The sequence below is a fragment of the Actinophytocola xinjiangensis genome (assembly GCF_001921215.1).
Classification (GTDB): Bacteria; Actinomycetota; Actinomycetes; order Mycobacteriales; family Pseudonocardiaceae; genus Actinophytocola; species Actinophytocola xinjiangensis.
The window spans coordinates 216475-237113 of sequence record NZ_MSIF01000010.1 but is presented as its reverse complement, the minus strand read 5'-3'; the positions used below and the strand labels follow the sequence as shown (position 1 = coordinate 237113).

Annotated in this window: 20 protein-coding genes; 6 read left to right on the top strand and 14 right to left on the bottom strand. The window is 72.2% G+C overall.

Going from position 1 to position 20639, the window contains the following annotated elements; translation table 11 throughout:
• Window positions 1-2: 2 nt before the first annotated feature.
• From BLA60_RS21420 to BLA60_RS21405, 5 genes are all read right to left on the bottom strand, one after another.
• A complete protein-coding gene (locus BLA60_RS21420; RefSeq protein ID WP_084735175.1) occupies window positions 3-4349 on the bottom strand; it encodes a S8 family serine peptidase in 4347 nt (1448 codons plus the stop codon).
• Entirely contained in the window at window positions 4346-4504 is a 159-nt protein-coding gene (locus tag BLA60_RS43475) for a hypothetical protein (RefSeq protein ID WP_154814498.1), read from the bottom strand. Before BLA60_RS43475 ends, BLA60_RS21420 begins: the two co-directional genes overlap by 4 nt.
• Before the next feature lie 97 nt (window positions 4505-4601).
• Window positions 4602-5201, bottom strand: coding sequence for a dihydrofolate reductase family protein (locus BLA60_RS21415; RefSeq protein WP_075134725.1), 600 nt, complete (start codon window positions 5199-5201; stop codon window positions 4602-4604).
• An 89-nt stretch (window positions 5202-5290) separates the two neighbouring features.
• Window positions 5291-5638, bottom strand: a complete 348-nt coding sequence (locus BLA60_RS21410; protein WP_075134724.1) for a hypothetical protein — start codon at window positions 5636-5638, stop codon at window positions 5291-5293.
• Window positions 5635-6219 carry a TetR/AcrR family transcriptional regulator gene (locus tag BLA60_RS21405; protein ID WP_075134723.1) on the bottom strand — a complete coding sequence of 195 codons (585 nt, stop codon included), beginning with the start codon at window positions 6217-6219 and terminating at the stop codon, window positions 5635-5637. Before BLA60_RS21405 ends, BLA60_RS21410 begins: the two co-directional genes overlap by 4 nt.
• Window positions 6220-6281: 62 nt before the next feature.
• Between BLA60_RS21405 and BLA60_RS45630 the strand changes: the two genes are divergently transcribed.
• Entirely contained in the window at window positions 6282-6698 is a 417-nt protein-coding gene (locus tag BLA60_RS45630) for a hypothetical protein (protein ID WP_075134722.1), read from the top strand.
• 39 nt (window positions 6699-6737) lie between these two features.
• Entirely contained in the window at window positions 6738-7046 is a 309-nt protein-coding gene (locus BLA60_RS45625; protein WP_342744767.1) for a cadmium resistance transporter, read from the top strand.
• A 31-nt stretch (window positions 7047-7077) separates the two neighbouring features.
• Here BLA60_RS45625 and BLA60_RS21390 read toward each other — a convergent pair whose 3' ends face one another.
• Window positions 7078-8364 (bottom strand): cryptochrome/photolyase family protein, encoded by a 1287-nt coding sequence (locus BLA60_RS21390; protein ID WP_075134795.1) that lies wholly within the window; start codon window positions 8362-8364, stop codon window positions 7078-7080.
• A 92-nt stretch (window positions 8365-8456) separates the two neighbouring features.
• Between BLA60_RS21390 and BLA60_RS21385 the strand changes: the two genes are divergently transcribed.
• The gene (locus tag BLA60_RS21385) at window positions 8457-8882 is read left to right on the top strand and encodes an RrF2 family transcriptional regulator (RefSeq protein ID WP_075134720.1); all 426 of its coding nucleotides are present in this window, start codon (window positions 8457-8459) and stop codon (window positions 8880-8882) included.
• 8 nt (window positions 8883-8890) lie between these two features.
• The gene (locus tag BLA60_RS21380) at window positions 8891-10069 is read left to right on the top strand and encodes a globin domain-containing protein (protein ID WP_075134719.1); all 1179 of its coding nucleotides are present in this window, start codon (window positions 8891-8893) and stop codon (window positions 10067-10069) included.
• A 52-nt stretch (window positions 10070-10121) separates the two neighbouring features.
• On the opposite strand, the gene BLA60_RS21375 is transcribed toward BLA60_RS21380, so the two are convergent.
• From BLA60_RS21375 to BLA60_RS21360, 4 genes are all read right to left on the bottom strand, one after another.
• Window positions 10122-11300 (bottom strand): UDP-N-acetylglucosamine--N-acetylmuramyl-(pentapeptide) pyrophosphoryl-undecaprenol N-acetylglucosamine transferase, encoded by a 1179-nt coding sequence (locus BLA60_RS21375; protein WP_075134718.1) that lies wholly within the window; start codon window positions 11298-11300, stop codon window positions 10122-10124.
• 86 nt (window positions 11301-11386) lie between these two features.
• Entirely contained in the window at window positions 11387-12205 is an 819-nt protein-coding gene (locus tag BLA60_RS21370) for a hypothetical protein (RefSeq protein WP_075134717.1), read from the bottom strand.
• Window positions 12206-12279: 74 nt separating this feature from the next.
• Window positions 12280-12453: a DUF397 domain-containing protein gene (locus BLA60_RS21365; RefSeq protein ID WP_075134716.1), complete on the bottom strand. Its 174-nt coding sequence runs from the start codon at window positions 12451-12453 to the stop codon at window positions 12280-12282.
• 2 nt (window positions 12454-12455) lie between these two features.
• Window positions 12456-13283, bottom strand: a complete 828-nt coding sequence (locus tag BLA60_RS21360) for a helix-turn-helix domain-containing protein (protein WP_075134715.1) — start codon at window positions 13281-13283, stop codon at window positions 12456-12458.
• A 107-nt stretch (window positions 13284-13390) separates the two neighbouring features.
• Between BLA60_RS21360 and BLA60_RS21355 the strand changes: the two genes are divergently transcribed.
• Window positions 13391-13633: a hypothetical protein gene (locus BLA60_RS21355; RefSeq protein WP_075134714.1), complete on the top strand. Its 243-nt coding sequence runs from the start codon at window positions 13391-13393 to the stop codon at window positions 13631-13633.
• Window positions 13634-13765: 132 nt separating this feature from the next.
• On the top strand, window positions 13766-16477 hold the full coding sequence (locus BLA60_RS21350) for an AfsR/SARP family transcriptional regulator (RefSeq protein WP_084735160.1): 2712 nt from the start codon (window positions 13766-13768) through the stop codon (window positions 16475-16477).
• 53 nt (window positions 16478-16530) lie between these two features.
• On the opposite strand, the gene BLA60_RS21345 is transcribed toward BLA60_RS21350, so the two are convergent.
• From BLA60_RS21345 to BLA60_RS21330, 4 genes are read right to left on the bottom strand one after another with little or no spacing between them, the layout of a single operon-like run.
• On the bottom strand, window positions 16531-17391 hold the full coding sequence (locus tag BLA60_RS21345; RefSeq protein ID WP_075134712.1) for a peptidoglycan DD-metalloendopeptidase family protein: 861 nt from the start codon (window positions 17389-17391) through the stop codon (window positions 16531-16533).
• A gap of 28 nt (window positions 17392-17419) precedes the next feature.
• The gene (locus tag BLA60_RS21340) at window positions 17420-18256 is read right to left on the bottom strand and encodes a peptidoglycan-binding protein (protein WP_075134711.1); all 837 of its coding nucleotides are present in this window, start codon (window positions 18254-18256) and stop codon (window positions 17420-17422) included.
• Window positions 18257-18307: 51 nt separating this feature from the next.
• Window positions 18308-18523 (bottom strand): hypothetical protein, encoded by a 216-nt coding sequence (locus BLA60_RS21335; protein ID WP_075134710.1) that lies wholly within the window; start codon window positions 18521-18523, stop codon window positions 18308-18310.
• 28 nt (window positions 18524-18551) lie between these two features.
• Window positions 18552-20528, bottom strand: coding sequence for an ABC1 kinase family protein (locus BLA60_RS21330; protein WP_075134709.1), 1977 nt, complete (start codon window positions 20526-20528; stop codon window positions 18552-18554).
• Between the last annotated feature and the right edge of the window lie 111 nt (window positions 20529-20639).

Below are 20639 nucleotides of genomic sequence, written 5' to 3'. Positions count from 1 at the left end.
GGTCAGCAGGTGGACAGGGTGGTGAGGGTCAGGTTCACGGTCGTGGTCTCACCTGCCCTGATACGGATGGTCGGGACCGCCTTGGGGCGCCAGCCGTCCAGGGCGACGATCATGGACACCGGGTTGTTGCGTTTGTCGAGCCACAGCGCGTACCGGCCGTCGCGGTCGGTGCGCAAGGTGTGGGTGGTGGCCCAGGAGTCCAGGGCCACTGTGGCGCCGCCCAGGGGGATCAGGGTGCCGTCGCAGCGTTGGCCGTGGATGGTGCCGGTGAGTTTGCCCCACGTCTTCGGGGGTTGGACGTTCATGGTCACGTCCAGGCCGGCGGCGTACGGGGAGTCGTTGGCGACCGTGACCCTTCCCGTGTAGGTGCCGGGTTGGTCGACGGACGGGGCCGTCGTGTCGAAGGTGAGGGCCACCCGGACGCTGGCGCCGGGGGCCAGGGTGAACGTCTCGACGTCCGCCGACAGCCACGGCAGTTCGGCCGACGCCCCGCAGTTCCCGTACCCGGGAAGGACTTCGCCGCGTGGGATGGACGAGTAGCCGGCGACCGCGCCGCCGATCTTGTACAGGCCGCACGCACTTCCACCCCGGTAGACCGACTCGTTGGAGTTCGGGATCGGGGTCCACGCGTCGGACGCCGGGTCGTAGGCCACGCCCTCGTTGGTGATCGCGCGGCCGGCGTTCACCGAACCGCCGGACACCACCAGGCGACCGTTGACCGACGCGTACGCCGAGCCCCACAGGTCCAGCGGCATGTCCGCCACCGGCGCCCACGCGCCACCACGAGGGTCGTACACGTACGCGTTCGTGGTGGCGCCGTTGGCTTCCGTGACACCGCCGGCACAGTAGAGCTTCCCGCCGATGCCGCCGCAGGACGACCAGGACACCGGCTCCGGGTAGTCGGCGATCTGGTGCCACGTGTCATTTCCCGTGTCGTAGGCGAACGCGTCGTCGTGGCCGCAGCCGCTGGTGTCGCACCCGCCGATCACGTACATCGACCCGCCGACCACGCCGACGCCGGACCCGGCCATGGCACGCGGCACGGGCGCGCCGGTGGTCCAGGTGTCGGTGCCGGGGTGGTAGATCTCCGTTTCCGGCACCGGAACACCGTTGACCCACCAACCGCCGGTGACGTACGCCTTCCCGTCGACGAACGCCGCCGCCGGCTTCTGCCGCTCGCTGCCCATCGCCGCGCGGGGCCGCCACGCGGCGGTCACCGGGTCGAACGCGAACACCTCGTTGGTGAACTCACCACCGAACGAGTACACCGTGCCGTCGTCACCGGTGACCGCGGTGTTGTCCATGACCGGACGCGGATAGTTCGCGATCGGCGTCCACGGCGCCGCCGCCGGGGCGGTCGACTCGGCCGGCGCCGCCCGGCGCGCGGCGGTGTCGCGGCGCGGGGTGGTGGCCGCCGGGACCCGGTTCACCGCCGGGCCGCCGGCGCGCAGGATGGTGGCGTTGCCGCCGTCCTCGTGCAGGGTCACCTCGACCGGGGCGGCGCCCTCGTTGGTGAACCGCACGTTCTTCGTCGTCGTCGCGCCCAGGCGTTGGGTGCTGGTCACGTCGGTCGTGCTGGCCACCAGGTATCCGGCCCGCAGCACGAAGTCCTGCCGGGTCACCCAGTTCGGGGCGACGTTGACCTGTCGGGTGTCGGTCACGTAGTTCGACCGCGCGGCCGACACCTCGACCGAACCGCCCTTCGGCGCGAACAGCCAGTAGTAGCCGTCGGGCAGCGTCGGGTCCTCCGGCGTGGCCCGCGACGTCACCGGGGCCGGCAGACCGGCGGCGGTGACGCGCGCGCCCGCCAGGTACGCCTCGGTGTTGTCGTCGGTCACCTGGCCGGCGACCAGCCCGCCGCGCACCGGCGCGCAGTACTCCCGGCCCAGCACCACGTCGTCGATCTGCCACCAGCCGGTGTTCATCGTCGTGTAGCGGAAGCGGACCTGGACCTGCGGCTGGTTCGCCGCCTGCGGCAGGTCCACGTGCAGCGGCATGTGCCGCTGCCCGCCGGTCAGCCGGCGCCACACGTTCTCCCAGGTCGCGCCGCCGTCCAGGGACAGGTCGATCTCGCCGGTGGCGTGCCCCGGGCTGTGCGAGGTGTAGTCGACGTTGAGGTCAAGCGCCGGCGCCGGCTCGTCGGACAGGTCGGCCACCGGGGACGTCAGCGTCGAGTCCCAGCGGGTCTGCTTGGGCAGGTAGTAGGTGCCGTCGAGGATGGCGAAGCCGCCGGACCCGCCGGTGCGGTTGGTCTGGGCGCCCGGGTCGTCGAACGCCCACACGCCGCCGTTGCCGTTGTTGTCGGTCACCGTCCAGCCCTCGGGGGCGGTCGGCTCGTCGAAATGCGTGCGGGTGCCGCGCACCGCCCAGTCGTAGCCGGGCGCCGCGCAGGCCTGCGCGTCCACCGCGACCTCGACGTCCCGCTCGACGTCGGTGACGCCGGTCCGCACGACCTGCTGGGACACCAGATAGCCGGGGTACTGGGCGGTGACCCGCAGCGTGTGGGCGGCGTTGGCCGGCAGGTCGAGCCGGTAGCGGCCGGTGTACGGGTCGGAGAACACCGTGCGGTCGGGGGCGCCGTCGACCGCGACCCGCGCGTGCAGCGGCCAGCCGTGGCCGGAGCCGTCGAGCACCGAGCCGGTGACGGTGACCGTGTCGGTGGCGGTCAGCGGCACGTCGACGGTGGTGACGCCGCCGACGGTGATCGACGCCGCCCTGGTCACCGGGTCGTGGCCGAACGCGTCGACGGTCAGCTGGTAGTCGCCGGGCAGCAGGACCAGCGAGTAGGTGCCGTCGGGCGCGGTGGTGGTCTCCCGGTCCACCGGGCCGGTCACCGCGACCGTCGCGTTGGACACCGGGTCGCCGGTGGCGGCGTCGGTGACCGTGCCGGTCAGGGTGCCGGTGCCGCCGGCGTCGCTGGCGCGCAGCAGGGCCAGCGCGTCCAGACGGCCCTCGCCGTAGCTGTTGTTGTCACCGGCCGGGCCGCCGCACGACGGGTCGGCGGTGTCCACGGCGGACAGGTCGAGCAGCGCGCGGGTGCCGGCGACGTCCCCGACCAGGGTCGGGTCGGCCGACCACAGCAGCGCGACGGCGCCGGTGACGTGCGGGGTGGCCATCGAGGTGCCCGACATCAGCCGGTACAGGTTGCCCTGCGAGGCCGAGCGCACCGCCACGCCCGGCGCGGCGATGTTCGGCTTGGTCTCGCCGTCCTGGCCGGGGCCCCGGCTGGAGAACGAGGCGACGACGTTGTCCTCGTCGTAGGCGCCGACCGAGTAGTTGATGGTGCGGCTGCCCGGTGAGCTGCTGGTCCGGCAGCTGGGGCCGAGGTTGCCGTTGGCCCACACGCCGAAGATCCCGGCGTCGGCCCAGGCGGTCAGGACGTCCTCCAGGAACGGGTCGTCGGAGGGGGAACGGCTGCCCAGCGAGTTGTTGATGACGTGCGGGCGCTTGGCGACGTCGGGGTTGCCGCCGTCGGCGTCGGTCGGCGCGAGCATCCACTGGGCCGACTCGACCAGGTCGACGTCCGAGCACACCGCGCAGCCGTTGGCGGCGATCCACCGCGCGCCCGGCGCCACCCCGATCTGGTTGCCGGGGCCGTCGGAGCCGACCATGGTGCCCATGGTGTGGGTGCCGTGCGAGCCGTTGGCGTCGGCGTCGCACGGGGTGCCGGCGCACTGGCCGGAGGTGTCGAGCCAGTTGTAGTCGTGGGTGAAGGTGCCGTCGCCGTTGTTGCCCCGGTAGGAGGCGACCAGCGCGGGGTGGTCGTACTGGACGCCGGTGTCGATGTTGCCGACGACCACGCCCTCGCCCCGGGTGCCGAACTCGGCCCACACGTCATCGGCGTTGATGTTCGCCACGCCCCACTCGACACCGTCGGCGACGGCCGCCGCCGGCGTCGAGGTGACCGGGGCCGGGCGCTCGTAGACCTGCGGCGCGCGCAGGTCCAGCACGCCGGCCAGTCGGGCGACGTCGGTGGCGGCGGCCATCGTCCCGCCGCGCACGAGGATCGCGTTGCTCACCCAGAACGACTGGTAGGACACGCCCCGCGCGTCCAGCAGCCGCCGCACCGCGGCCTGGGAGGTCTTGGCCGCGTCGGTCAGCCCGTCGACGACGCGCTGGCCCCGGCCGACCCAGTCGGTGATCGCGCGGGCGGCGGCGGTGTCGGTGTCGGCCCGGTCGAACCGGATCCAGAAGTCGGCCGGGCCGGCGTCGAGCGCCGCCACCAGCTGGGGGGAGATCTTGTCGTCGGCGGCGGGCGCCGGCCGGGCGGCGGACAGGGTCGGCACGACCAGCGCCACGAGCGCGACGAGGACGATGAACCAGCGGATCGGTGGTCTCGGGCGTCTCAACTGGACCTCCTGGTCGGAGTGGGTCGCGCCGCCCCGGCCAGCCGCCAGGTCCACGGGCCGGGGACGTCCTCCTGGTCCGGCTCGACGGCCGGCTCGACGGGTGGCTGCTCCCCTGGCCCGGGTTCCGGCTCCGGGGCGGGCGTCTGCTCGGTCACGGGCAGAACGCTAGGAAGCGCGCGACATTCCACTCAAGACCTGACGGTGTCCACTCCCCGTCACTGTCGTAGACCCGTCATGACTGTCGTAGACCCGTCAAGAGCGAACCCGGTACCTCAGGTGGGTGACACCGTTGCCCTGCACCGTGACGGTCGGCCCGTCGAACCGGACGGGCGCGGCGAGATCACCGAACAGGGTCTTGCCGCCGCCGAGCACCACCGGGACCAGGTCGACGCCGATCTCGTCGAGCAGGCCGGCTTCCAGGCACTGCCGGGCCATCTGGCCGCCGTTCACGCCGACGTTGCGGTCCCCGGCGAGCTCCTTGGCCTTCGCGACGGCCGCGCCGATCCCGTCGGTGACGAACGCGAAGTTCTCGTCGTCGGTGGGCCGGTCGGCCGGCCGCTGGTGGGTGAGCACCACGACCGGGACGTCCATCGGGTGACGGCCGTCCCAGGCGTTGGTCATGTCGTAGAGGTAGCGGCCGACGAGCAGGGCGCCGGTGGCCCGCCACTCCGGGCCGACCAGCTCGGCGCTGGCGGCGCAGAGCCGCAGCCCCGGCACCCGGGGGCTGGCGGACGGCACCTCGACTTCACCGTTGCCGTACCACTGGAACAGCTCGTCGAACCCGCTCTCCCCCGGCCCGGCGATGTACCCGTCGAGCGACATGGTGGCGCCGGCGGTGACCTTCGTACCCATCTGCGTGTCTCCCTTGCTTCGCGGTTGTCGTGTCCGGGACGGAGCGGGGGGACACGGTTCGACATGCTCGCCGAAAAAAGTGGGGTCGACTATTCCAGGCACACCAGCCAGGCCAGGCGTTGCCCGCCGATACCGTCGTCGACGGGTTCCACCCAGATGATTCCCAGTCGCACGCGGGTGGCGGCGGTCGTGTCGGTGCCGACGCAGTTGGTGCCGTTGGTGCCGTCGTGCCAGGTGCCGTCCGGGCCGGCCCACGGGATGCCGGCGGTCACGAAGCTGTTGTCGTCGTACTCGGTTCCGCTGTCGTGGAAGGAGATCGCCGTGCCGTTGCCGTTGGGCATCGCCCGACCCTCGACGACGTCGGGGGTCACCGAGTTGGTGCAGCCGGCGGCGAACAGGAGCGCCACGACCAGCGGCCCACCGCGCTTGACGTTCATGGGGCCAGCCAGCCGGTGACCATGGCGCGCAGGGCGGGCTCGTAGTCGGTGGCGACGTCGAGGCCCGGGGGGACGGCGCCGGTGAGTTCGATGGAGACCAGGCCGTGGGCCACACCCCAGCAGGCGAGGGCGATCCGTTCCGGCGCGACGTCGACGAACCGGCCGGCGGTCTGGCCCCGGCGGATCGCCTCGACCAGGGGCTGGAGGGTGCTCGCCGCCTCCTCGTCGGGGTCGTCGGGGTCGTCGGTGCGTAACGAGAACATGATCGCGTAGAGGTGGGGGTCGGTGAGGGCGTAGTCGCGGTAGGCCAGGCCAAGGCGCAGGACGTCGTCGGCCGGGTCGGTGGTGGGTTCGACGGTGGCCAGGCGGGCGGCGAAGCGGCGCGTCGCCTCGCGGTAGAGGGCGGCGAGCAGGGCGGCCTTGTTGCCGAACAGGGAGTACACGGCCGTGGTCGAGGTGTGTGCGTCGGCCGCCACGCGGCGCAGGCTCAGGGCGTCGACGCCCTGGTCGAACACGATCGCGGCGGCGGCGTCCAGCAGCCTCAGGCGGACGGCGTCATCGTGGAGTTTGGGTCGAGCCACGGAACAAGTGTATCGTAACAGTGTTTCGTAACATCGTTTCTATTGATGTCCGAGGAGTGGACATGGAACTCGCACTCAGTGACCCGTCGCGCTACCTGGCCGGCGCGATCCTGCTGACGATCGTCGGTATCGAGGTCGGCGGCTGGTTCATGACCAGGATCGTCCGGGGGAAGGTGGCGATGACGCCGTTCCAGAAGTCGTTCGCCCGGGCCGGGCACGCGCACGCCGGCGTGCTGGTCACCCTCAGCCTGATCACCCTCGTCCTGGCCGACGCCGCCGCTCTCGACGGCGCCCTCGGCTGGATCGCCAGGACCGGCCCGCCGGCGGCGGCCGCTCTGATGTCGGCCGGGTTCTTCTTCTCGTCCATGGGCCGGGGCGAGATCACCCGACCCAACCGGCTGATCACGCTGGTGTGGCTCGGCGCCCTGGCCCTGGCCGCCGGCGTGGTCACCCTGGGCCTGGGCCTGCTCACCGCCTGAGGGCAGACTCCACCGCACCCAACCCTCCCCTACCTCGGCCTGCTTCCCCTGGCCCTGGGCGTTCGCGCCGCCTGGCAGACCTGGCGCGAACGCCGGGACGGGCGGCCCGAGCCGGCGGCCCCGGCCGGACCGGCGGTACTGGCGGTGGCGGCGGTGACCTTCGCCAACGGCGGGGACAACGTCGGCGTGTACGTACCGGTGTTCACGACCGGGGGGACGGTCGGGTACGTCCTGGTGTTCCTGGCGCTGGTGGCCGTGTGGTGCGCGCTGGGGAAGTACCTGGCCACCCGGCCGGTCGTCGCCACGGCGCTGGCCGGTGGGGGCATGTCGCGCTGCCCGTGGTGCTGATCGGGATCGGCGTGCTGATCCTGGTCGGCGGCTAGCGCCGGGCGGCGAGGAAGCGGGCCCGGCCCTCGGCGAGGTCGACGACCGGCGGCGGGTAGTCGACCCGCCCGCGGTGGCGCCACGGGGTGTGGATCGTCGACGCCGGCAGGTGGGACAGCTCGGGGACGTGGCGGCGGACGTACTCGCCGTCCGGGTCGTAGCGGGCGGCCTGGCGCAGGGGGTTGAGGACGCGGTTGGGGCGGGTGTCGGTGCCGGTTCCGGCGACCCACTGCCAGTTCAGGCAGTTGTTGGCGAGGTCGCCGTCGAGCAGCCAGCGGAAGAAGTGCGCCGCGCCGGCCCGCCAGTCCAGGTAGAGGGTCTTGGTGAGGAAGCTGGCGGTGATCAGCCGCGCGCGGTTGTGCATCCAGCCCTCGGTGCGCAGCTGACGCAGGCCGGCGTCGACGATCGGGATGCCGGTCAGGCCGTCCTGCCACGCCCGCAGCGCCTGGGGGTCCTCGCGCCAGCGGTCGCCCCGGGGCCGGTAGTCGCGGTGGGTGGTGTCCGGGCGGGCGGCGAGGACCTGGAGGTGGAAGTCGCGCCAGGCGAGTTGGCGCGTGAAGGCGCCGGGGCCGGCGCGGCGCGCCAGTTCGAGCGGGGACACGCAGCCCAGGTGCAGGTACGGGGAGAGCCGGGACGTGCCGTCGACGGCCAGCAGGTCGTGGTGCTCGGCGTAGTCGCCGAGGCCGCCGTTGACCCAGGCGCTCAGTCGGCGGCGGGCGGCGGTCTCGCCGCCGGTGCGCGCGGCGCACCGGGCCGAGCGCACCGATTCGGGCACGGCGATCCGGCGTGGGGCCGGCACTTCCCGGCGCGTGGGGGCTTCCTGCCAGCGGCGGAAGTAGGGCCCGAAGACCGCGAAGTGGTCGCGTCCGGCCGGCAGTACTCTCCCCGGCGGCACGACGGCGTGCACGTCGTCGTGGATCACCAGTTCGCGGCGGCCCAGGGCGTCGGTCAGCGCGTCGGCCCGGCGCCGCGCGTAGGCGGACACGTCGCCGGCCAGGTGGACGCGGCGCGCGTCGACCTCGTCGGCCACCCGGGCGATCTGCTCGACCGGGTCGCCGTCACGCAGGACCAGTCGACCACCCCGCGCCCGCAGCGACGAGTCCACATTGGACAGACATTCTTCGAGGAAGTCCTTGCGCCCCAGGGAGAACTCACTGGACAACACCCGGGGATCACGCACGAACAGCGGCACCACCCGGTCGGCACCCCGGCACGCGGCGGCGAGCACCGGGTTGTCCCGCACCCGCAGGTCCCGGGTGAACACGGCGATCGTCGCTCCCATCCGGACCATGATGCCGGCGCGGCGGGCACCCGGCAGTGTGGGAGAGGCCATAAAATACGCATCCTGGATGCGTATTTGACTATCGTTGACCCGTGCAACTCACGATGTTCACCGACCTGGCGCTGCGCATCGTGATGCGGCTGGGCGTCGACGACCAGGACACGACCACCGCCGCCCTCGCCGACCAACTCGCCGTCCGGGCCACCCACGCGGCGAAGGCCGTCACCGCGCTGCGCAAGCTCGGCGTGGTCGAAACCCGCCGGGGCCGCGCGGGCGGCCTGCGCCTGGCCGACGGCGCACGCGAGTTCTCCGTCGGCCGGCTCGTCCGCGCGCTGGAGGGCACCGGCGAGGTCGTCGACTGCGACGGCACCGTTCCCTGCCCACTGCGCGGAGGCTGCCGGCTGCGGTCGGCGCTGCGCCGCGCCCAGGAGGCGTTCCTGGCGACCCTGGACCCGCTGACCATCGCCGACGTCACCGCCGCGCCGACCAGATCCCTGCTGCTCTCCCTCGGAAGATGAGGTGTGCCATGCTTTCCCCCGCCTCGGCCCAGATCGTCCGCGCGACGCTGCCCGTCGTCGGCGGCGCGATCGACGAGATCACCCCGGTGTTCTACCGGCGGCTGTTCGCCGCGCACCCCGACCTGGAACGCGACCTGTTCAACCGCGGCAACCAGGCCCGCGGTGACCAGCAGCGCGCGCTGGCCTCGGCTATCGCCGGCTACGCCGCCCTGCTGGTCGCCGAGAACGGGCCGGACCCGGCGGCCGTGCTCGACCGCATCGCGCACAAGCACGCGTCGCTGGGCATCACCGAGGACCAGTACCCGATCGTGCGCGAGCACCTGTTCGCCGCCATCGCCGAGGTCCTCGGGGACGCGGTGACCCCGGCCGTCGAACAGGCCTGGGACGAGGTCTACTGGCACCTGGCGCACGCCCTGATCGCCGCCGAACGCCGGCTCTACGCGGCGGCCGGCGTCGCCCCGGGCGCGGTGTGGCGCACGCTGGTGGTGCGTCGCCGCGCCCACGAGGCGCCCGACACCGTCGGGTTCGTCCTGGCCAGCCCCGACGGCGCCGCGTTACCGCGCCCCCGGCCCGGCCAGTACGTCTCGGTCGCGGTGACCCTGCCCGACGGCGCCCGCCAGATCCGCCAGTACAGCCTGACCCGCGTCAGCGACGACCGAACGGTCGCGATCTCGGTCAAGGCCGACGGCGAGGTGTCGCGCCACCTCCACGAGAACGTCTTCGAGGGCGACCCGCTGGCGGTGTCCGCCCCCTTCGGCGACCTCACCCTCACCGACGACGACACCCCACTGGTCCTGGTCTCCGCCGGCATCGGCATCACGCCCATGCTCTGCTTCCTCGACCACCTGCGAACCACCGCCCCACGCCGCCGCGTCCTCGTCCTGCACGCCGACCGCTCCCCCGCCCGCCACGCCCACCGCGCCGAACTGACCGCCCTGGTCGACGACCTACCCGACGCGGCGCTCTACCGCTGGTACGAGAACCTCGGCACCCGCGAGACCCACACCCACCTGCGCTCCGGCCGCATCGACCTCGGCCCCGTCGACCTACCGCCCGACGCCGAGTTCTACCTGTGCGGACCGGTGCCGTTCATGACGGCCGTGCGCGCCGCCCTGGCGGACCGGGACGTACCGGCGCACCGCATCCACTACGAGATCTTCGGCCCCGGCCAGGAACTCGCCGGCTGACCAGACCGGTTCACGCCGGTGGGGCCGGCTGCCGGCTTGTCGTCGCGTCGGTTCAGGTGGCGGCGGACAGGACCACCTCGACGAGCCGGTCCGCGGCGTCAGGTCGCCCCAGTGCCCGGGCTCGCTGCGCCATCCTGGCGCGGCGCGCGGGGTCGGCCAGGAGCGGTTCGAGGGCGCCGCACAGCCGGGCCGCGGTGAAGTCACCGAGGAGCGCGACGGCGGCGCCAGCCTCCTGGAGGTGGCGGGCGTTGTGGGCCTGTTCGCCGCCCGCCGACGAGGCCAGCGGCACGAACACGGCCGGTTTCCCCAGGGCGGTGAGTTCGGCGAGCGTGCCGGCGCCACTGCGGGAGACCACGACGTCGGCGAGTGCCAGGACGTCGGGCAGTTCCGACCCGACGAAGCCGGTCAGGTGGTAACGGCCCCGCAGGGCGTCCGGCAGTGCGGCCGCGTACCGGCGCATGCTCTCCACGTTGTCCGCCCCGCACTGGTGGATCACGTTCACGCGTTCCAGCAGCCAGGGCAACGCGTCGCCCACGCCCGCGTTGATCTGCTGGGCGCCCTGGGCTCCTCCGGTGACGTACAGGGTCGGCAGTCGACGGTCGAAGCCGGTCAGCCCCAGCGCGGCCACCGCCTTGCCCGGATGACCGGTCAGCACTTCCGGTCGCACCGGATTACCGGTGACGACCGCCGACGAACGCACCGATTCCGGCAGGAGCGGCAGCGTCGACTCCGACGACACCGCCACCCGCGCGGCGGACCCGGCGAGCCGGCGGTTCGCCAGTCCCAGCCGGACGGTCTGCTCGTGCAGCACCAGCGGAACCCGGCACAGCCGGGCGGCCAACCCCGCCGGGACCGCCACGTACCCACCGGTCGCCAGGACGACGTCGGGCGCGAACCCACGAATGATCTTCCTGGCCTGGGCGATACCGAGCGGCACCCGAGCCATGTCCCGCAGGTTCGCCAGGGACAGCATCTTCAACGGGTTCGCGGCCCGGCGGATCTTGCCCGTCACCACCGTCGCGAACGGGATGCCCTCGATGGGGGCGACACGGGCCTCCAGTCCCTCGACCGTGCCGATCCAGAGCACGTCGAACGTCCCACCGTCCGCCGCGAAACGGTCCCGCAGCGTGCGGACGGCGGTCAGCGCGGGATAGGTGTGGCCGCCGGTCCCTCCTCCCGAGACGATCAGGCGGAAGGAACGCGGAAGGGACGACCGGTCTGCACTCTGCACCCGCCACACCCTAGGTGCTCCCGCACGGTGGGCAGCGCGTGCCGAACCCGGCCGCGTCCGGGTCGCGCGCGAGCACAACACCGATGTCAGGAAAGGTCGGTGAGCAACTGGTCCGCGGCCCTGCGGGCAGGTTTGGTCAGAGACCGCGCGTCCGCGCGGCGGGGCGCGATGCGCAGGATGTTGCACGTCGTCCACAGCCGAGCGATTCGTCCGGAGCGGGTGTGCAGGTCGTCGCCGAACTCGGCCAGGACCCGGTCGGCGATCTCGGGGACTCCCAAGGCCGTGGCCCACAGACAGGCGGCGTCGTTGCCGCGCGGCGCCAGACCCCAGTCGGCCCAGTCCAGGATCACCAGTCGGGGCCCGGTGATGTTTCCCCAGTGCAGGTCACCGTGCGACGTGGCCCATTCGGTGACGGTCGTGTCGACGTGATGGACCTGGTCGCCAAGCACTTGGCTGATCCGCCGGGTGATCAGTTCCTGCCGGCCCGATACCCGGAACGTGGTGAACCGGGCCAGCGCGGCGAGTGCGGCACGCAGGTCCGCCCACCAGGCGTCGGGCAGACCGGGGTCACTGGTGAGCATCGCGCCCGACCTCGTGATCACCGCGTCGGCAACCAGTTCCATCTCGTCGGCCCGCCACACGGTCGTCCCGGCCGGGTCGCGCCAGGTGGCCGACTGCAACCAGTCCGGCTTGGGGACGTCCCGGATCACCGAGGCGGCCTCGGCGCCGATCCAGGACTGTGGCTGGATGCGGGCAACCGGGCGGGAGTCCACCCGGACCCAGGTATCGCGGTCGGTGCGGTGCCCGGCGGACTCGGCCCACGCCCCGGTCGCCGTCGCGGCGCGGTCCAGCCGCACTCCCAGGCGACGCTCGACCTCGGCGACCACGTCATCGGTCAGATCCATCACGGTGCTCCTCATGTCCTGGCGAGCCGTGCTGACCCGGACACGGCCGGCCCGAACAGACCGCGCCGACCTGCTCAGTGGTCGAAACGCCCGTTCCTGACCGACTCCAACAGCGTGCCGACGTCGACGTTCAGTAAGCCGTCCGGGCACTTGCTGTCACGAACCGCATCGAGGTTGTGGGAGACCTCGACGCAGTTCGACTGTGCCCCGCTCCGGTCACTCTTGCGCCAGCGAACCTGTTCAATCATCGTCAGCCCTCCATCTCTTGTCGGACTTGCCTGATGAGGTGGGCCGATTCTGTCTCAGTCAGTGCGACAGCGCTGACCTGGGTTACCGCGTTCAGATAGGGATCCGTGAGTTCGCGTCGATCCAGGAACACTCCCGAGCGCAACAGTTCGACGTGCACGACGCTCGGCGCCGACCGAAAGCGAAGCAGGATGAATCCACCCAGTTGCCCCAGGTGAGCAGGCCCAGCCGACGGGACCACGCGTACCGACCGGCGGCCTCCGATGTCCAGCAACGTCCCCAGTTGGGCATGCATGACACCAGGACTGCCAACAACGGTCCGCAGCGCGGATTCGCCAATGTACGCGTCGTAGGAGGTGTCTGCTGCCGCCCGCTGTCGTTCGCGGCGGGCACCCAGGCGAACGCCGATGTCCTCGGCTCCGATGCCGTACATCTCCATGACTGCCCCGGCGTAGTCCATGGTCTGCAACAGCCCGGGTATCACCAGAGGTGCCCAGTCGATGACATGTTCGGCGCGCGACTCGTAGTCGGCGAGCGCCGCGCTCTCCTTCGTGATCCCGAGGTGACGCTCCCACCAGCCCGGCTCGTCCACGTTGCGGACCTCGTCGAGAATCCGTTCACGTGTCTCGCCCGTGACACCCAGGATCGCCAGGACAGCGGACACGTCGTCCACATCGGGGTTCTGCTTGCCGTTCTCGACCCGACTGAGCTTGTCGGGTCCGATGCCGACGGCCTCCGCGACACGTCGCAGCGAGAGCGACTTCGCCTCCCGAAGGCGACGTAGCTCCGCGCCGATACCGACAGCTCGCGCGCCTGGCGACCGTCTTGGCATTGATGACTCCCACCCTGACTTGCTTCGTTGGACCAAGGGTGACATTGTTGGACCAACAGATCCGGTTATGTCCAACATTCTAACGAAGCACCGAGAGGGACCCACCCATGCGATACCTGGAGATCAACCAACACACCTACGTCGAGCACGGATGTCCGGTGTCCGGCGGACTGGATCCCGATGACGATCTCGCCGAGATCGTCATCGGCGCCAACGGTCAGACGATTCGGCTGGGTTTCCACGACCCGGGCACCATGCGGCGCATCGCGCACGCGCTGAGCCGAGAAGCCGACCGCCTCGACGGGCACCTGGCCACGCCGGTCCCAGCTCGCGCCGCGCTCGCGGGCTGACGCGGCTCCGGCCGGGGTCGGGCGGCGACATCTCGGTCCCGGCCAGGAGTCGGGCTGTTGAACAGGCCGATGGGCAGTTCGTGAATATGTAACACTGCATCTGGCCAAGTCCGGTCGAGAGAGGCCGCGCCGATGCGCATTCGGGTCCTCGGGTCGATGGAAGTGTTCGACGGCGCGATCTGGCGTGCGATCGGTGCCGCGAAGTGTCGTGCGGTGCTGGCCAGCCTGGTCGCGCAGGCCCCCGACCCCGTGCACACCGACCAGCTCATCGACGAGGTGTGGGCCGGCGCCCCGCCCAAGACCGCGCCCACCCAGATCCACGGCTACGTGTCGCGGCTGCGTCGGCTGCTCGGTGACGCGATCCTGACCCGCTCGGCCCTCGGCTACCGCCTGGTCGCCGAGCCCGGCGACGTCGACGCGCTCGCGTTCGAGTCGTGGATCGGCTCGGCCAACGCCGCGCTGCGACGTGGGGACACCGACCTGGGCACCCGGCTGCTCGGCGACGCGCTGGCACTGTGGCGCGGCGCCCCGTTCGCCGACGCCGCCGTCACCGACCGGGTGCGGGTGCGGGTGGAGCGGCTCACCGAGTTACGGCTCTCCGCCCTCGAATCCCGGTTCGACGCGGAGATCGGGCTGGGGCGGCACGCGGCGGTGATCGGTGAGCTGCGGGCGCTGGTCGCCGAACACCCGCTGCGTGAACAGTTCTGGCGCCAGCTGATGGTCGCCCTCTACCACGGCGGGCGGCAGGCCGAAGCGCTCGACGAGTACCGGCGGCTGCGGTCGGTGCTGGTCGAGGAGTTGGGCACCGAGCCCGGCTCCGGGGTGCGGGGGGTGCACCAGCAGATCCTCGACGGCACGCTGCGGCCCGGCGGCGTACGCCAACTCCCGGCCGTCATTCCGGACTTCACCGGGCGGCGCGCGGTCGCCGGGGCGGTGGTGGACCGGCTGATCTCCGCCGACGGGGACGCACCGGCCGTGGTGGTCGTGCACGGTGGGCCGGGCACCGGGAAGTCGACGCTGGCGTTGCGCGCCGCCCACCAGGTCGCGCATGCCTTCCCCGACGCGCACCTGCACCTCGACCTGGCCGGCACCTCCGGCCAGCCCCGCCCGCCGGCCGAGCTGCTCGCCGAGATCCTGCGCTGTCTTGGCGTCGCCGGGCAGAACCTGCCCGACGGGGTCGCCGCGCGTTCGGCGTTGCTGCGTTCGCACCTGGCCGACCTGCGCACGCTGCTGGTGCTCGACGACGCCAGCGGCTCCGCGCAGGTCCTGCCGCTGCTGCCGTCCAACGGGCGCAGCGCGGTCGTGGTCACCAGCCGCCACCTGCTCACCGACCTGCCCGGCGCCCGGCACGTCGAACTCGGCACGCTCACCGCCGCCGAAGGGTACGAGCTGCTCGCGCGGATCGTCGGCGAGGACCGGGTCGGCGCCGAACCCGAGGCGGCGCGGGCGATCCTGCGGTACTGCGGCAACCTGCCGCTGTCCATCCGGATCGCCGGCGGGCGGCTGCTGGGCCGGCGGTCCTGGACGCTGGAGGTGCTGGCCGAACGCCTCGCCGACGAGTCGCAGCGGCTGGCCGAGCTCAAACTCGGTGACCTGGACGTGCGGGCCAGTGTCGACCTGTCGCTGCGGTCGCTGCCCGAGGACGTGGTGCGCGGGTTCGGGCTGCTGGGCCTGCTCGGACCACACGAGTTCCCCGGCTGGGTGCTCGCCGCGCTGCTGGACCGCCCGCGCGCCGACGACGTGCTCGACGTGCTGGTCGACGCCAACCTCGTGCAGCTGGTGTCCACCGACCGCGCCGGCCAGCCCCGCTACCGACTGCACGACCTGCTGCGTGTCTACGCCGCCGAGCGGGCCGGGGAGAGCGCGGCGGCCCTCGAACGGCTGCTCGGCGCGTGGCTGGACCTGCTGGCCCGCGCCCAGCGCCGCCGGCCGCCGAGCATGTTCGAACCGGTGATCGGCGAGCCGCCGGGCTGGCGGCTGCCGGACGCGGTCGCGCAGCGGCTGGTGCGCGACCCGCTCGCCTGGCTCGACGCCGAACGCAAACTGCTCTCCGGGCTGGTGCGGCTGGCCGCCGGCCGGCGGCCCGACCTGTGCCGGGCGCTGACCGCCGCGCTGGTCCCCTACCACGACGACCGCGCCTTCTACGACGACTGGCTGGCCAACCACGACCTGGCGCTGCGGCTCAACCACGGCGACCTCGGCCGGGCCGAGCTGTTGCGTGGGCTCGCGCACGTGCAGATCTACCGGGGCGAGTTGACGGAAGCTGCTGGCAACATGACGCGCTCGCTAGTGCTGTTTCGGGCGGCTGGGCACGTGCTCGGCGAAGGACTCGCGGCCTCCGGCATGGCGACCATCGACCGGCACCGGGGCCGTTACGACAGCTCGCTGCGGTACGTCAACCAGTCGCTGGACATCTTCGTCCGCACCGGGAACCGGGCGATGGAGGCACAGCTGCGGTGCGCGGCCGGACGGCTGCTGGTGGCCAGGGGCCGGCTCGACGACGCCCGCCTGTGGTTCGCCCAAGCCCTGGAGATCGCGACCGCCGACGGCGACGTGCACCGCGAGGCCGTCGTCCTGCGTGAGCTGGGCGAACTGCGCCACCGGGCCGGCGAGTCGCACCAGGCGCTGCGGGACCTGGACCGCGCGCTGGGCGTGTTCACCGAGTTGCAGGACGACCGCTGCGTGGCCTACACGCTGCTGACCAGGGGCCAGGTGCACGCCGACCTGCGCGACCGGGACCGCGCCGTGCCGGCGTTGCTGCGCGCGGCGGAAATGTTCCGGCGCAACGGCAACGTCTCCAGCGAGCAGGACTGCCGCCAACTGCTGGGCGTGCTCGACGGGTAGGAGGGCCGATGGCCGCCGGTGGGGGACGGGCGACCATCGGCCGGTGGAGAGGATCAGGGACAGTTGGTGGTGCGGCGCAGGTTGGTCTTGCCCCAGTAGACGGGGTTGCCGTCACGGAACTTGACCTGGAGCACCGAACCGTTGCGCTTCTGCTCGTAGTGCAGGTGCGGTCCGGTGGAGCCGCCGGTGGAGCCGACCCGGCCGATCATCGTCTTCTCCGTGACGTTCTGGCCGACCGACACGTTCTGCGAGTTCAGGTGCGCGTAGAGGGTCTGGTAGCCGCCGGAGTGGTTGATCACGATGTAGCGGCCGTAGGAGGTGCCGCCGGTGTTGCCGACGACCGACACGGTGCCGGGCGCGGAGGCGTAGACCATCCAGTTGAGGTCGTCCGGGTAGTGGTTGAAGTCGACCGCGTTGGCCGGGCTGTGCCCGGTGCGGGTGCCGGCCTCCCAGGTCTCACCGCACGGGAACGGCAGCCAGAACTGGCCGCTGCTGCCCGGGTTGAACTGGTGGGAGGCGTTGTTGTTCTTCATCGTGGAGTTCAGGTTGCCCTTGGCACCGGACCCGAAGTCCTGCGACGTGCCGCCGTAGCCGGTGTTGTAGTACACCCGCACGGTCCCGCCGCTGCGGTTCCACACCGAGGCCGCGTTGTTCTTGATGCACTGGCCCTGCCCGTTGCCCGGGCCCTTGAACTCGTAGCAGCTGGGCTGGGTGGTGCCGTAGTCGGACAGCGAGCCGGCGTGGTCGGAGATCGAGCCGGCGTTGTCGCTGTTGTAGTAGAAGCAGAACTCTCCTGAGTCGCAGACACCGTCGCGCGCCGCGGCGGCGGCGGGTGTCGTCACCAGCGTGACCCCGGCCGCGACGAGCGCGGCCACCGCGGCCGCCACCGCCCCGGCCTTCCAACGCAGTCTCATGCTGACTTCCAATCTGGTGCAGGGTTGGTTAGCTGGTGGCCCGGCGGTACTCCTCCCAGGTCACCTTCGGCACCGTCGGTCCGTCGTCGGGCCCGTTGTTGGCGAGCCCGTTGCGGCCGAGGTAGTAGTCGCCGACCTGGTCCTGCGCCGGGGTGGACAGGTCGGTGTCGTTGACGGCCACCGCGTGGATGTGCAGCGGCCAGTCCCCCTGGGCCGGGCGGCGCAGCCACGCCGCGAACCCCACCCGGCGCAGCGCCGTGACCGCGGCCGTGCGCTGCGCGGCGGTCAGCGCCTCGGCGTCCAGGTCGACCGCGCCGCCGCCGTCGTGCGTGCCGGCCGAGGTCGGGTCCTCCCCCGGCGAGTACGAGCCCTGCTCGACGACGAACGGCACCCCCGCCAGGCGCCGCGCCTCGGTGAGCATGGCGACGGTGCGCGCGTTGAACGGGAAGCCCTGGTGGGTGGTGCGCGCCCCCGGCGTGATCAGCCGGGTCACCGGATAACGTCCTTCGGCGAGGGCGACGAACGAGGCCCGGCCGGGGAACCCGTTGGCGTCCGGCCCGGTGTAGCCAAGGGACTGCTGGAAGCGTCCGTAGGCGGCCCGGGTGGCGGTCCCGAAATGCCCGTCAACATAGGCGGACGAGAGAAAGCCCAGGTCGGCCAGGGCCTGTTCGACGAGCGTGACGCTCGGCCCCGCGCCGGGAGTCAGCCCGGTGCCGGTCTTGACCGGGTCGCACTGCGCGGCCAGGACGACGAGTTCCATGTCGGCGCCGGCCGCGCGGGCCGCGCGGGCCGCCGCCGGCCACGGCAGCAGCAGGGTCGCCGGCACCGCGAGAAGCACTCCACGGCGGCTGAGTCGAGGGGCCATGGCGCCATCGTCGGCCGGGCGCCTACCTCCGGACCTACATTCTCGCTACGGTCACTCGGTGAACAGGTCCAGGTGGTGGCACCGCGTACACCGATAGGCATGCACGGCGACGTACTCCCGGCCCAGCCGTTTGGCCCCGCCGAACGCGCCGGTCTCCAACGCGCCCCGGAACCACTGTGCGAACGCCCCGTTGGGCGAGCCCCGGTCGGCCAGGAAGCCCGGTTCGAGGCTGTCGTGTCCGCACGAGGAGCAACTCTTCACCGCCATCCCCGCACGGTAGCCCGGGGCCGGCGGCTCACTGGCCACTGCCCTGTTGTCGCACGACCCGGCCGCGCTGGGCGCGGAAGACGACGAACAGCAGGCGCAGGCCGAGCATGGCGCTGACGACCAGCAGGTTGTAGCCAAGGACCTGGTGGAGGGTCACGTCGTCGGTGACCTTGGGGCCGCTCTCGCTGGCGAGCAGGAGCACCGCCATCAGGCCGGTGGCGGTGCCGGTGAAGGCCAGCAGCAGTTCGTGGAGCAGGCCGGTGACGACGTTGCGGTCGCGTTCGTCGGCGAACAGGCGGATGTTGACCGACAGCCGGCCGTGTTCGAGCGCGGAGGTGACCCGGTCGATGCGGCGCGGAAGCCGGCGCAGGACGGGGAGCATCGCGACCAGCTCGTTGGTCATGGTGCGGCGCATGGTGTCGGGGTGGAGCTTCTCGGCCACGAGACCGGCGGCGAACGCGCGCGACTCGGCGAGGATGTCGAAGCCCGGGGAGAGCAGGGTGAGCGTCCCCTCGGCGGTCGCCAGCGCGCGGAACACGGCGGCGATCGGCGGCGGGACGGCCAGCCGGAACTCGGTGATCAGCGTGAACATGTCGGTGAACATCGCGATGTCCGGCGGGTTGCCGTCGGCGAGGTGCTTGGCCAACATCGTGCCCAGCGCCCGTTCGAGCCGGTGCTCGTCGATCTCGTCCGGACGGTCCACGACGGCCAGCAGCCCGTCGCGCAGTCCGGCGGCGTCCCCCCGGTCCATGGCGGCGAACACGTCGCGCAGCCCGTCGCGCAGCCCGGTGTCCAGCCGGCCGACCGAGCCGAAGTCGAGCAGCCCGAGGCGGCCGTCGGGCAGCAGCAGGACGTTGCCGGGGTGCGGGTCGGCGTGGAAGATGCCGTGCAGCAGCACCTGCCGGAGCAGACAGTCGAGCAGCGACGCGGCCAGCGAGGCCCGCCGCTCCCGGTCGACGCCGCCGGCCGCCGCGCGCAGCGGCTCGCCGACCAGCCGGTCCATCACCAGCACCCGCTCGCCCGAGAGTTCGGCGTGCACCACCGGAACGGCGACGTCGGCCCCGGTGTCGGCGGCGGCGACGGCCGCGATGTTGCGCGCCTCCCGCCGGAAGTCGAGTTCCTCGGTCAACGCGTCCGCGAACCCCTCGGCGAGGTCGACCACGCCGAGGGAACTGGCCCACCGGGCGCGCAGCTGCAACGACCGCGCGACCCGCCGAATGATGTCCAGGTCCCGATCGACGATCCGGTCCAACCCCGGCCGCCGAACCTTGACGACGACGTCCTCACCGCTGTGCAACCGGGCCCGGTGCACCTGCGCGATCGACGCGGCGGCGAGCGGTTCACGGTCGAACTCGGCGAACACCTCGTCCACCGGCCTGCCCAGTTCCTCGGTCAGCTCCTTCTCGACCTCGGCGAACGGGGCCGGCGGCACCTGGTCCTGGAGGCGGGAGAGTTCGTCGATGAACACCGGCGGGAGCAGATCCTGGCGGGTGGACAGGACCTGCCCGAGCTTCACGAACGTGACACCGGAGTCCTCCAACGCGCGCCGGAACGATCGGGCGAGGACGGCGTGTCGCGTGCCGTCAGGTCCCTTCCGGCCCACGAGGTAGGGCCCGATGCCGTGCTTCATCGCGATCCGGCTCACCTGCGAGTAGCGCCGGGCCCGGGAGACACGGCGGCGCAGGGACCGGATCCGACCCACGATCCCGAGGCGTCCGCCGCTCGGGATCGCCATCTCGGCCAGGAACAGGAAGATCAGCGTACCGAGGAACGCGCACCCGGCGATCGGCATCAGCAGGCCGAAGACCAGGTTGGGGGACCGTTCGAGCGGTTCGGAGAGCAGATAGGCGAGCCGGACGGCCACGACCCAGCCGATCAGGGCACCGACCAGTGCGCGCACCGTGCCGATCCGCATCCCCAGTACCCGGCGGGACGCGACGACCAGGGGCCAGAGCATCGCCAGGTAGAGCGGGAGCGTGAGCAGACCGAACAGGACAGCTGACATTCGCGATCCGAACACTGGGGGGCATGGTCGACTGATGGAAGCACAGGGGCCCGGCGGGCGATGCGATGGCTCGTGGTTGATCGTGCAGGGCGGTGTTGCCCCCGCCCTGGT